Source organism: Butyrivibrio hungatei NK4A153, assembly GCF_000424465.1.
Lineage (GTDB): Bacteria > Bacillota > Clostridia > Lachnospirales > Lachnospiraceae > Butyrivibrio > Butyrivibrio hungatei_A.
This window is the reverse complement of record NZ_KE384196.1, coordinates 48954-61775: the sequence shown is the minus strand read 5'-3', so window position 1 is coordinate 61775 and position 12822 is coordinate 48954. Positions and strand designations below refer to the sequence as shown.

Below are 12822 nucleotides of genomic sequence, written 5' to 3'. Positions count from 1 at the left end.
ATTTATGAAGCAGACAAGAAATGATGTTAGAAACGTTGCGATAATTGCACACGTTGACCATGGTAAAACAACTCTGGTTGACGGACTTTTGAGACAGAGCGGTGTATTCCGTGAAGGTCAGGAAGTTGTAGAGCGCGTAATGGATTCCGGCGATATCGAAAAAGAGCGTGGAATCACGATCATGTCTAAAAATACGGCTATTACTTATAAAGATATCAAGATCAATATCATCGACACTCCCGGTCACGCTGATTTCGGCGGCGAGGTTGAGCGTGTTCTTAAGATGGTTAACGGCGTTATCCTTGTTGTTGACGCTTTCGAAGGTCCCATGCCCCAGACCAAGTTCGTTCTTGGAAAGGCTATGTCTCTCGGTCTTCCCGTTATCGTATGTGTCAACAAGATTGACAGACCCGAAGCAAGACCTAACGAAGTTATCGATGAAGTTCTTGAACTTCTCATCGACCTTGGCGCAGATGACAACCAGCTTGACTGCCCGTTCGTATTCGCTTCCGCAAAAGCAGGAACATCATCTCTTTCACTTGATGAAGCAGGCAAGGATATGAAGCCTCTTCTTGATACGATCATTAATTATATACCCGCTCCCGTCGGAGATCCCGATGCGAGCACACAGGTTCTTATCAGCACTATCGACTACAATGAGTACGTAGGACGTATCGGTGTAGGTAAGGTTGATAACGGTGTTGTTAAAGTAAACCAGGAAGTTATCGTAGTAAACCACCACGAGCCTGAAAGACGCGTTAAGACCAAGATCAGCAAGCTCTATGAGTATGACGGTCTCGGAAGAGTTGAGGTTCAGGAGGCAAAGATCGGTTCAATCGTTGCCATCTCAGGAATCGAAGATCTTAAGATCGGTGATACAATCTGTTCCGTTGATGAGCAGGTTGCAATTCCTTTCCAGAAGATCTCAGAGCCAACAATATCCATGAACTTCATTGTAAACGACTCTCCTCTCGCAGGTCAGGAAGGTAAGTATGTTACTTCACGTCACCTCAGAGACAGACTTTACAAAGAGCTCAACACAGACGTTTCTCTTCGTGTAGAAGATACAGATACAACAGAGACATTCAAGGTTTCAGGTCGAGGCGAGCTTCACCTCTCTGTTCTTATCGAGACAATGCGTCGTGAAGGATTTGAGTTTGCGGTAAGTAAAGCTGAGGTTATCTATCACACAGATGAAAACGGCCAGAAACTTGAGCCTATGGAAAAATGCTACATCGACGTTCCCGACGAGTTCTCAGGAAGCGTTATCCAGAAGCTTGGCGAAAGAAAAGGTGAGCTTGTAAACATGGGTGCCGGAAACGGCGGATATACACGTATTGAGTTTAACATCCCTTCACGTGGACTTATCGGTTACAGAGGTGAGTTCATGACTGATACAAAGGGTAACGGAATCATCAATACAATCTTTGACGGATATGCTCCTTACAAGGGAGATATGAACTATAGAAAGACCGGTTCCGTAATCGCATTTGAGACAGGTGAAGCTACAGCTTACGGTCTCTTCAATGCTCAGGACAGAGGTCAGCTCTTCATTAAGACAGGTGACAAGGTTTATTCAGGAATGGTAATCGGAACCAGTGGAAAGAGCGAAGACGTTGAAGTTAACGTATGTAAGACAAAGCACCTTACAAACACAAGAACTTCATCTTCAGACGAAGCATTGAGACTTGTTCCTCCGAGAATCATGTCTCTTGAGCAGGCAATCGAATTCATCGATAACGATGAGCTTCTTGAGGTCACACCTACAAGCCTTCGTATCAGAAAGAGAATTCTCGATCCTACACTTCGTAAGAGAGCCGGATTTAAAAAGTAAAAATCATAGTTCAATATAAAAAGCAGATATATGATGCATCGCTCCGATTGTGCGCAAAAAGCGCGCACAAAATCGCGATTCATTCATATATCTGCCTTTTTATATAGTATGACTCCTGAACTTCATGTTCAAGAATGCATGATTTTTTTCCTTAAGCTCTTACATTCCTACTCTTCTTACATGAGGTAGTATCCCGCATCGCCTTCAGTGATGGTGATCTTTCCTTCACACTTCTGGATGAGGCCTTCGGTGATTTCTTCTTTATCTTCTTCTTTTACGCAAATATCATATTGAACGTTTTCTGTATACCTTGGATCGCTTATAGAAATTTTATTTTGTTCAAGGAAATATTTTACGTTATTTATCATATTATATGCGACTTCTATCGTGATCTGTCTGGCATATACCATCTCTCCCGTTTCGGAAGCTGCAATGGCGGCCTGAGCGGCCTGTGTATAGGCTCTCACAAGGCCTCCGGTACCAAGAAGAACTCCTCCGAAATACCTTGTAACTATCACAAGTGTATTGGTAAGTCCCGCCCCCGTGATCACCTCAAGTATGGGCTTTCCTGCAGTTCCCGACGGTTCTCCGTTATCGCTGCATCTGGTATTCTCGCTGTTTTTACCTATTACATAGGCATAGCAATTGTGGCGAGCATCCCAGTACTTTTTTGACACCTCTGCGATCTTCTTTTCTGCGTCTTCTACGGACTCGACTATGTAGGAACCACCTATAAATCTGGACTTTTTCTCGACAATCTCGCCCGTTCCCTCTTTTGTTACTACTTTGTACGTTTTAATCTCACTCATAAAGCCATAATAACACACTTTCTTTATAATATCTTCAATTAGTGGTATACTAACATACATTATAAAAGGAATAAAAAGAGAGGTTGATATATGAATTATGGTAAACGAGGTATCGTGTCTCAAGCCCGAGTGCTAAGTTCCGGTACCGATAAGTGGGGGAAAAAATTTGGACTGTTAGGTTTTTACTCTCTGATATCAGGAGTTTTAGCCGTAGCGATAATAGGTGCCAGCGCCGGACTCGGCGTTTTTATGGGTGTAAAAGATCAGGCGAATGATTATGCAAGTAAGTTGGAGACTCTTGCTACTCCCAAGGGCTTTTCTACATTTGTATACGATCAGGATGGTAATCAGATTGCAAAACTTGATGCTGCTGATTCAAACCGTGTAGTTGTAACCAAAGATAAGATTCCGGAGAATATGTCAAACGCTTTTGTCGCCGTAGAGGATGAACGTTTCTACGACCACAACGGAATTGATATTCACGGTATTATCCGTGCCGGATTCAAAGCACTTTCATCAGGTGATATGTCACAGGGTGCGAGTACAATTACACAGCAGCTTATTAAGAACACTGTATTTAGCGAAACCTGGACAAACGAATCCAAGCTTGAAAAAATTAAGCGTAAGATTCAGGAGCAGTTCCTTGCGGTTGAACTTGAAAAACAACAGACCAAGGAAGATATTCTTGTAAACTACATGAACACAATCGCCTTGGGACAGAGTGTCTACGGCGTTCAGGCAGCTGCAAAGACTTATTTCGGAAAAAATGTCGAGGACCTCGACCTCTCAGAATGTGCCGTAATTGCCGGAATCACTCAGAACCCCAGCAAATACGACCCTCGTAGACATCCTGAGAACAATAAAGAGAAAAGAAATATCGTCCTTGATAAAATGCTCGCTCAGGGCTATATCAAACAGGATGAATATGACATTGCAAAATCAGATGATATATATGACCGCATCAAATCTGTGAATGAAAAAACAGAAGAAAACAAAAAAGTTAACTCTTACTTTGTTGATGCCCTTATTGAAGATCTTATTAACTCACTTATGGATGAAGAAATAATGGGTGATAAAGTCATGACCAAACAGGAGGCGATAAACGAAGTTTATTCCGGCGGTCTTAAGGTTTATTCATCACAAAATACAAAAATACAGAGTATCTGTGATGAAATATACAGTAATCCCGATAATTATCCTAAGGGAACAAAGATATATCCTCAGTATCTTTTGACTGTTCATCACAAAGACGGTTCGGTTGATAACTATAACAGTATTCACCTGGATAAATTCATGGGCGGCAAAGAAAAAATGATCTTCAAATCTCAGGAAGATGTAGATGCAGCCATTGCAAAATTCAAAGAATCTGTTATTAAAGAAGGTGATGAAGTAAATGAGAATGACGAATCTCTTGAATACGTTCCTCAGCCTCAGATCTCATTAACAGTTGCAGATCAAAAAACCGGTCAGATTGTTGCACTTATAGGTGGACGCGGCGAAAAGAAGCAAAACAGATCACTTAACAGAGCAACAGGGGCCAAAAGACAGCCCGGTTCAACATTTAAGGTTATTGCGTGCTTTGCACCCGGAATAGACCATGGAGACCTCACCCTTGCTACTACCTTCAAGGATGCAGAATTCCGCTATGACAACGGACGAGGCCGAGCTGTTAAGAACCACTGGGGTGCCGAATACAGAGGGCTTCAGTCTGTACGATACGCTATAATCAAATCTGCCAACGTTCTTACAGTTGAAGCATACACATACATAACTCCTGCAGTTGGTGCAGATTACCTTAAGAATAAATTCCATTTCACAACACTTACAAAAACTGACCTTGAACAGCAGGCAACCTGCCTTGGTGGTGTTGAACATGGTGTATATTGCAACGAGCTTAATGCAGCATATGCCACTATAGCAAATGGCGGTATATATTATAAACCACATCTTTTCCAGAGAGTTGAAGACTGCAAAGGAGAGACGCTTATCGACAATACAGCGCCTGAAGGCGAACGTGCCCTCAAAGAAACCAGCGCTTATCTTCTTAAGAGCGCAATGAAAGACGTTGTAACAAAAGGTACAGCTACATCAGTCAACTTCGACAAGAGCAGAGATATTGCAGGTAAAACAGGTACAACAACCGGTAACGTAGATGTATGGTTTGCAGGTTTTACAAACAACTACACCGCAACATCCTGGGCAGGTTACGACAACAATTATCCTTTGCCCGGCAGCGGCGCTGAACATGATCTTGCAAAATCCATGTGGAAAAAAGTAATGCAACAGATACATGCCGACTTAGAGCTTCCTGCAGAGCAATTCGAAGTTCCGGACGGCATTGTAAAGATGGATGTATGTTCCAAGTCAGGTCTTCGTCCGACAGGTGGATGCGGAGACCAAGTAATAAATGAAATTTTCGATAAAGATAATGTTCCCGGCGAAAGCGAAATGTGTGATGTGCATACCGGCGGAATGGGGCCAATGTGTCTTATCGATCATAAGCCCGCATGCCCGACTTGTCCTTTCCAGATAAACGGCGAAAGAGACCCTATGAGACTTGAAAAGATCAAGGACGGCTTTGCTCAGCCACTTAATTTGGGCGGCGACAACACCGGCGGCGGTGGCGGTGGTTTTTTGGATGGCTTTTTTGGCGATCACTGTCATCATGACGCAGGATTTATGGCGCAGGGAAATATAGCTGAAATACTCACGAATGAATTGGTACAGAGCGGAAATCAGGATAAGGTTGAAGCATACCAGCAAAGCTGGCAGAACAATAACGTTTTCGAACAATGGTTCAATGGATTTATGGGAGATCACGACGGTGATGACCAGAATAATGATTACCATGACGGCGACAACCATGATGGCGACGATCACGGCGGTGATAATCATGGCGAAGACAATGGCGGTGACCAGAATCACGATTGGCAGAACAGCCAGGATAACACGCCACAGCCACAGCCACAACCTCAACCGGACCCGCAGCCTGCACCGCAACCCGATGACAACCAAGGCGGTGACAATCAGAATAACTGATACTAAAGGAGAGGTCATTTTATGGACTTTGGAAGAAGGGGTATTGTAGCGCAAGCAAAGTCACTTAGCGCACGTGCCGACAGATGGGGAAAGAAATTCAGTCTTTTCGGCTTCTACTCTCTCATCTCAGCAATTTTAGGTTCTATCATAATAACTGCAAGCGCCGGAATCGGCGTGTTTATGGGAATCAAGGATCAGGTCAACGAAAAAACCGATCAGCTTGAGAACCTCGCTAAACCCACGGGATTTTCTTCTTTCGTTTATGACATAGAGGGAAATAAGATTAAGAAGATCGACTCAGCTGATTCAAACAGACAGACCATAGCCAAAGAAAACAGGGATAAGATTCCCGAAAATCTGACAAACGCTTTTATTGCTGTAGAAGACGAGCGTTTCTACGAGCATAACGGAATTGATATTCACGGTATGATCCGTGCCGGATTCAAAGCTTTTTCATCAGGAGATCTGTCTCAGGGTGCAAGTACAATAACCCAGCAGCTCATTAAGAACACGGTATTCAGAGAGACCTGGACAAAAGAATCCAAGCTCGACAGAATTAAACGTAAGATTCAGGAGCAGTTCCTTGCAGTAGAACTTGAGAAAAAGATCAGCAAGGAAGATATTCTTTTAAACTACATGAATACCATCGCCTTAGGTCAGAGTATCTATGGCGTTCAGGCTGCAGCAAACGATTATTTCGGCAAAAAAGTAGAAGAACTTGACCTCTCGGAATGTGCAGTAATTGCCGGAATTACTCAGAACCCAAGTAAATACGATCCAAGAAGGCATCCTGACAACAATAAGGAAAAAAGAAATATCGTCCTTGATAAGATGCTCACGCAAGGATACATCACACAGGAAGAATACGATATTGCCAAAACCGATGCAGTATATGACCGCATCAAAGCAATCAATGAAGAAGCAGGAACCAAAAAGCCCAACTCTTATTTTATCGATGCACTTATTGATGACGTAATTGCCTCACTTATGGATGAAAAACTTATGAGTCAGACCGGTAATAAGCCGATGACCAAATATGAGGCTGAACAGGCAGTATATTCCGGAGGACTTCAGATTTATTCCTCTCAGGACAGTCATATTCAGAGTATCTGCGACGAAGTTTTCAGAAACCCCGATAACTTTCCTAAAAATACAAAGCTATTTCCTCAGCTTGCCATCACTGTTCGTAATGCCGACGGTTCGGTAAAGCAAAACTATGACAGCTATTCAATGGATAAATTTGTAGGTGGCAAAAACAATATGATCTTTAAGTCAAAGGAAGACGTTGATGCCGCTGTTGAGAAATTTAAAGAATCTCTTATCGATAAAGAAAAAGGTGAATATGTAGGCGAGAAAGATATTTTCCTTGATTACGTTCCTCAGCCTCAGGTATCAATAACAATCTGCGACCAGCGGAACGGCCAGATAGTTGCGCTTATCGGTGGACGAGGCGATAAGAAATTCAACCGTTCACTTAACAGAGCCACAAAGTCTCCCAGACAGCCCGGTTCTACATTTAAGGTTCTTTCAACCTTTGCACCGGGAATCGACCACGGTGACCTCACCCTTGCAACAACATTCAAGGATGCAGAATTTCATTATGATACCGGTCGACCTGTAAAAAACCACTGGGGTGCTGAATACAGAGGCCTTCAATCAGTAAGATATGCAATAATCAAATCAGCTAACGTTTTGACAGTTGAGGCATTTACTTATATAACCCGTATAACTCCGGAAATTGCTTCCGATTATCTTAGAGATAGGTTTCATTTTTCTACACTTACTGACAATGACTGTCATCAGCAGGCTACTGCCCTTGGAGGTATTGCAAAAGGTGTATATTGCTCGGAACTTAATGCCGCATATGCCTCTATAGCAAGCGGCGGCATGTATTATAAGCCACACTTGTATGTGCAGGTTCTTGACCATGACGGAAATGTTCTTCTTGATAACATTGCTCCCGAAGGCGAGCGTGCTCTTAAAGAGACAAGCGCTTATCTTCTTACAAGCGCAATGAAAGATGTTGTGACAAAAGGTACCGCTACATCTGTAAACTTCGGTAAAACAGATATCGCAGGTAAGACCGGTACAACAACCAGCAACGTAGATGTTTGGTTTGCCGGATATACCAACTATTATACCGCAACAACATGGGCCGGTTATGATAATAACGTACATTTGCCCGGTAGCGGTGATGAGCATAACCTCGCAAAATCCCTGTGGAGAAAGACCATGGAGAAGATACATGAAGATCTCGATCCGATGCACTTTGAGCAACCTGCAGGTATTGTTACCGAAAATGTATGTGCGCTTTCAGGTCTTCTCCCCTTCGAAGGATGTGGTGGAGGAATAAGTGAGATTTTTGATAAAGACAATGTTCCAAGTGAAATATGTGACGTTCACAGTCTGGGAGAAATATGTCAGCTCGATCACAAATCCGCATCACCTGAATGTCCTTTCAAGACTATCGGTTACGGCGGAAGAGATCCAAAGAGACTTGAGATAATTGCAGATGGCTTCTCTGGCGGCGTAAGCACCGGCGGTATGTCAGGCTCATGCCATCACACCGCAGAATTTATGTCTCAGCCGGGTATTGAAGGCATACTCGCAGCCGAAAGAGCTCAGATCGCTGCAGGCGGTTGGGGAGGCGGAGGCCAGCCACAACCACAGCCTCAAGACGGTCAGAATCAGGGCGACCAGCCACAACCTCAACCTGATCCGCAACCACAACCTCAGCCCGAGCCGCAACCTCAGCCGCAGCCGGAACCTCAACCACAACCTGAGGGAAACAATGAAGGTGGCTAATTACGTGATCATCGTAGCAACAACTGGTATATAAATCATGAATATAAATGGAGCGCAGCCCGATACATTTACGGACTGCGTTTTCTTTTTTCTCTTGCAAAGCCATTACAACATATGTATAATCATTTTGTTGTCGTATTTGACACGTGCGGATATGGCGGAATTGGCAGACGCGCTAGATTTAGGTTCTAGTGTCTTCGACGTAAGGGTTCAAGTCCCTTTATCCGCAGGCAGTTTTTAAGGCTTTTCATGTGTATGCATGAAGAGCCTTTTTTATTGAATCGGAAACTTCTGTTCAACAGAAATGCTCACGTCTCATTGTTCTTTGTAATATTTTTCCCAGCAAATATTACAGTTCTATGCTTCGGATGTACGATTTTATCTATATAATCACGATTTAATTATTTTACAACTCCTGCTATAATATCTGCTGTAAATATTTTTATGAGGGACTTTTTTCTATGAACAAAAAGATTGATAATTCGATCATTACAGGGCCTATTCTGGGAAGTATGCTTATGTACTTCCTTACTCTTCTTTTGGGCTCTTTTTTCCAGCAACTCTACAATATATCCGATACTCTGATAGTAGGTAACGTACTGGGTCCGGAGGGTCTTGCGTCCGTCGGTGGATCTTCTGCGATCATCGTAAATATCTTTGTGGGAATCTTTATGGGACTATCGTCCGGTGCAACGGTCATTATTGCGCAATTTTACGGTGCTAAGAGGCACGAAGAAGTGTCCAAGGCAGTTCATACCGCAATCGCTCTTGCAATCGTCGGTGGGCTTATTATTACGTATTTGGGGTATACCTTTTCAAGACGCATAATCATCCTTATGGATACAGCTCCCGATATCATAGATTCTTCCGTTACATATCTTCGCATATTCTTTATGGGAATGGTATTTAACTTTGTCTACAATATCGGAGCCGGCATATTAAGAGCTGTCGGTGATTCCAAGAGACCGCTCTATGTCTTGATCGTAAGCTGCTTTATAAATATCTTTCTCGATATTCTCTTTGTGGTTCATTTCAAGATGGGTGTTGCAGGTGCCGCTATCGCAACAATAATCTGTCAGTTTATAAGCGCCTGTATCATTATCTTTTTGCTTACTAAGGCAACCGATTCATATAAGCTTATACTCAGCAAGATACGCTTTGATGTGCTCATTTTACTTAAGATTATCAGCATCGGTTTTCCCGCTGCAATTCAGTCCACAATGTACACATTCTCAAACCTGCTCATACAGACATCTATAAACGGTTTCGGACTTAATTACATCGCAGCATGGGCAGCGTATGGAAAGCTTGATTCAATATTCTGGATGGGCATAAATTCGCTCGGAATCGCCGTTACAACGTTCTCGGGACAGAACTACGGTGCAGGAAAACTTGACAGGGTAAAAGAAAGCACAAAGTGCGCCTTTGGAATCGCGCTTTCGATCACACTTCCGATAACACTGATCTTCTACATCTGGGCTGCACAGCTACTGTCATTCTTCACGCCTGACAGTCCCGAGACAATTGCTATCGGTGTTCAGATGATGCACTTCCTTGCCCCGTTCTACTTCACATTCCTTGGTGTTGAGATTTTCTCAGGAACGCTTCGCGGAATGGGAACCGCTATTATTCCAATGATCATTACGCTCTGCGGAATCTGTGCTCTTCGAATCGTATGGATAAAGGGAGTATTTCCTTTCTACCCTCAGATTGAGACAATAGAAGCAAGCTACCCGATAACATGGATAACCACTACTATTCTGTTCCTATTCTATTACACGTATTACATGAAATTTAAAGCGACGGGCTTATCCCGTTGATAACTTGATCTATATATTGGACGCCCAGCATCTCTCGAGTGTGTTTCACTTTAATATAGGGCGTCCGACATCTCTTGATTTTATTCTTTACTATTATCAGTAACTTGGATTCAACATTTTTTGAATATTGCGCTGTTGAGCGAACAAATACCACACAGATTATTCTCTTCGTTACCTGTACGGTGCTGAAGCAAAAATATGCACCACACAGATTGTTCTCTTTGCTCCCTGTACGGTGCACTTTACTTTCTAATACCATACACGTTTCAAAGTATGACACGCGTATAATCAGAACCACCGGCTTAGCCGGTGGTTTGTTCTGGCCCTATAAGGGCCTGTTGCCGGCACTGAGTCTAAAGACTCGCCGAATGGTTCGCCAGCCGCAACATCATTTTCCTACAGAGCCCCCTGGGCTCATTTTTATTTGTTTTGCTTTACCGGCTCACCCGTGAACGGGTCAATATACTCTTTTAGTGTCATTTGGTCGTACTCTAAATCCTCTTTTAACTGATTCTTTATGTACTCCTCGATTTTCTTTGCATTCTTACCTACAGTATCTACGTAATAGCCTCTGCACCAGAAATGTCTATTGCCGTACTTATACTTGAGATTTGCATGCCTCTCAAATATCATAAGCGTACTTTTTCCTTTCAAGTACCCTACGAAACTCGAAACACTCATACTCGGTGGGATCCTTACCAGCATATGTATGTGATCTGGGCATACCTCTGCCTCTATTATCTCTACACCTTTCCTCTTGCATAATGTACTGAGAATATTTGCAATGTCCTGCTTGATCTGACCATACGCAACCTTTCTCCTGAACTTAGGTGCAAATACTATGTGATACTTACACTCCCATCTAGTGTGTGATAAACTATTCATGTCCATTTTGGACTACCTCCTGTGCTTTACTTTGGTTGGCGAACCGTAGTAATTCTAGCACGGGAGGTTTTTTACTGTAAGCTGAAGCAGCTGTTGTCCCCCTGCATAGCAGGGGGTTTTATTAAAGATGCTACACAAAAAAGATCGCTCAAACGTACTGTTTAAGCGATCTTCAATAATGAGACATGGGGGATTCGAACCCCCGACAACTTGATTAAAAGTCAAGTGCTCTACCACCTGAGCTAATATCCCATGTAAATATTATGTAATTTTGCGACGAAACATCTCACCGCTAACTGGGCTAGCCGGATTCGAACCGTCGTATGCAGCAGTCAAAGTGCTGTGCCTTACCGCTTGGCGATAGCCCAAGATTGTAAGAGCTTAACGCTATACTCCGCTGTAGCAATTACAAAAGTTTGTTCCGAACTCACACTATGTGTTTGTCAGAACTAAGTAATACACAAAAGTAATTAAGTGATTACTTAGGGTGGCTAGAGGGACTCGAACCCTCGGTCTCCAGAACCACAATCTGGCGCGTTAACCAACTACGCTATAGCCACCATATAAAAATGTGCCCGAAGGGATTCGAACCCCCGACCCACGGCTTAGAAGGCCGTTGCTCTATCCAGCTGAGCTACGGACACATGTCTTAGAAGCAGTGCACTGATTTGCCGAACTTGACGTTAATAAAAAGGAACTTCCGCTCTCGCATTCGCTCGCCGGAAGACGTTCGAACTAGCTTCGGTAAAACCTCAGCAAGTTCTCTCAGCTCGCCAAGTGTTCTGCTCAAAGCGGGTGATGGGAATCGAACCCACGTATCTAGCTTGGAAGGCTAGTGTTCTACCATTGAACTACACCCGCACATATACAATATTCAGATAATGTTTAGCTTGTCCCCTGATCGGGGTGACAGGATTCGAACCTGCGACCCCCTGCTCCCAAAGCAGGTGCTCTAGCCAAGCTGAGCCACACCCCGTCTTGTTCGCATTAAGGTCTAAGCCGTAACGCGAGATTTATTATATAATAGTCTTTCGGGGCTTGTCAACATTATTTTTTCTTATTTTTTAAATATTTTTATGTTGCAAAATCCCGTATTTACAGGTATTTTATTTCATATTTTATATCATCTTTTTCGATGGTCAAAATGAGGTAACTTGGCCGTCTCCCTTCCTGTCTGGGATATGCGAGACTTCCGGGGTTGAAGATGTATACACCGCCCATAGTTTTCGCAACAGGCTTGTGTGTATGTCCGTAAAAAATAAGCTCTGCGCCTCTCGAAATTCCTTCACTTCGAAGATTCTCAAGATCCATACTCACAAGATACTGATGTCCGTGCGTAAGAAACGCCTTATGCCCGTCAAGTGTAAATGTCAGCTCTCTTCCAAGCGATGAAAAGAAGTCGTTATTTCCCGCAACAAAGTACACGGGACAATCGGCAGCCAACGCAAATTTCCCTTCAGAGCCTTCAAAATCTCCGCAGTGGATTATTCCGTCAACCGCTCCTTCTATGTCAAGAACTTTATAAAAGTTGTCATCTCTCCCGTGAGTATCACTCACCACCAAATATCTGTGCATCAATCAGTCTCCCGTACCAAATATGTATAGCGCATTATTCGAAATAACAGGAAAT

7 protein-coding genes and 7 tRNA genes are annotated in these 12822 nt (G+C 43.2%); 5 read left to right on the top strand and 9 right to left on the bottom strand.

The features are described 5' to 3' along the window. Window positions 1–4: 4 nt before the first annotated feature. Window positions 5–1834: a translational GTPase TypA gene (gene typA, locus G628_RS0113310; protein WP_026656781.1), complete on the top strand. Its 1830-nt coding sequence runs from the start codon at window positions 5–7 to the stop codon at window positions 1832–1834. 176 nt (window positions 1835–2010) lie between these two features. Here typA and G628_RS0113305 read toward each other — a convergent pair whose 3' ends face one another. Continuing rightward, on the bottom strand, window positions 2011–2643 hold the full coding sequence (locus G628_RS0113305) for a YigZ family protein (protein ID WP_034500976.1): 633 nt from the start codon (window positions 2641–2643) through the stop codon (window positions 2011–2013). Between the two features lie 90 nt (window positions 2644–2733). On the opposite strand from G628_RS0113305, the gene G628_RS17500 reads away from it, so the two are divergent. The 4 genes from G628_RS17500 to G628_RS0113285 all read left to right on the top strand — a co-directional run bounded on the left by G628_RS17500 (window position 2734) and on the right by G628_RS0113285 (window position 10307). Further along, complete coding sequence (locus G628_RS17500) at window positions 2734–5682, top strand: transglycosylase domain-containing protein (RefSeq protein WP_081670734.1); 2949 nt, start codon at window positions 2734–2736, stop codon at window positions 5680–5682. A gap of 21 nt (window positions 5683–5703) precedes the next feature. Further along, the gene (locus G628_RS17495) at window positions 5704–8487 is read left to right on the top strand and encodes a transglycosylase domain-containing protein (RefSeq protein ID WP_051199211.1); all 2784 of its coding nucleotides are present in this window, start codon (window positions 5704–5706) and stop codon (window positions 8485–8487) included. A gap of 148 nt (window positions 8488–8635) precedes the next feature. After that, window positions 8636–8716, top strand: a tRNA-Leu gene (locus G628_RS0113290). A 232-nt stretch (window positions 8717–8948) separates the two neighbouring features. Continuing rightward, window positions 8949–10307, top strand: coding sequence for an MATE family efflux transporter (locus G628_RS0113285; RefSeq protein ID WP_027209342.1), 1359 nt, complete (start codon window positions 8949–8951; stop codon window positions 10305–10307). 420 nt (window positions 10308–10727) lie between these two features. On the opposite strand, the gene tnpA is transcribed toward G628_RS0113285, so the two are convergent. The 8 genes from tnpA to G628_RS0113245 all read right to left on the bottom strand — a co-directional run bounded on the left by tnpA (window position 10728) and on the right by G628_RS0113245 (window position 12767). Next, window positions 10728–11198, bottom strand: coding sequence for an IS200/IS605 family transposase (tnpA, locus tag G628_RS0113280; RefSeq protein ID WP_027209341.1), 471 nt, complete (start codon window positions 11196–11198; stop codon window positions 10728–10730). Between the two features lie 173 nt (window positions 11199–11371). Next, window positions 11372–11444: transfer RNA gene (locus G628_RS0113275), tRNA-Lys, on the bottom strand. Window positions 11445–11488: 44 nt separating this feature from the next. Then, window positions 11489–11560, bottom strand: a tRNA-Gln gene (locus tag G628_RS0113270). Window positions 11561–11678: 118 nt separating this feature from the next. Beyond that, window positions 11679–11752: transfer RNA gene (locus tag G628_RS0113265), tRNA-His, on the bottom strand. Window positions 11753–11762: 10 nt separating this feature from the next. Next, window positions 11763–11836: transfer RNA gene (locus tag G628_RS0113260), tRNA-Arg, on the bottom strand. 146 nt (window positions 11837–11982) lie between these two features. Then, window positions 11983–12053 (bottom strand) — tRNA-Gly (locus tag G628_RS0113255). Window positions 12054–12093: 40 nt separating this feature from the next. Then, window positions 12094–12168: transfer RNA gene (locus tag G628_RS0113250), tRNA-Pro, on the bottom strand. A 119-nt stretch (window positions 12169–12287) separates the two neighbouring features. Then, entirely contained in the window at window positions 12288–12767 is a 480-nt protein-coding gene (locus G628_RS0113245) for a metallophosphoesterase family protein (RefSeq protein WP_026656778.1), read from the bottom strand. Window positions 12768–12822 lie beyond the last annotated feature (55 nt).

What these genes read in the sequence shown, in the direction of transcription:
- typA (WP_026656781.1), top strand. Translation starts at nt 5, where the DNA reads ATGAAGCAGACAAGAAATGATGTTAGAAACGTTGCGATAATTGCACAC.
- G628_RS0113305 (WP_034500976.1), bottom strand. Translation starts at nt 2,643, where the DNA reads ATGAGTGAGATTAAAACGTACAAAGTAGTAACAAAAGAGGGAACGGGC.
- G628_RS17500 (WP_081670734.1), top strand. Translation starts at nt 2,734, where the DNA reads ATGAATTATGGTAAACGAGGTATCGTGTCTCAAGCCCGAGTGCTAAGT.
- G628_RS17495 (WP_051199211.1), top strand. Translation starts at nt 5,704, where the DNA reads ATGGACTTTGGAAGAAGGGGTATTGTAGCGCAAGCAAAGTCACTTAGC.
- G628_RS0113285 (WP_027209342.1), top strand. Translation starts at nt 8,949, where the DNA reads ATGAACAAAAAGATTGATAATTCGATCATTACAGGGCCTATTCTGGGA.
- tnpA (WP_027209341.1), bottom strand. Translation starts at nt 11,198, where the DNA reads ATGGACATGAATAGTTTATCACACACTAGATGGGAGTGTAAGTATCAC.
- G628_RS0113245 (WP_026656778.1), bottom strand. Translation starts at nt 12,767, where the DNA reads ATGCACAGATATTTGGTGGTGAGTGATACTCACGGGAGAGATGACAAC.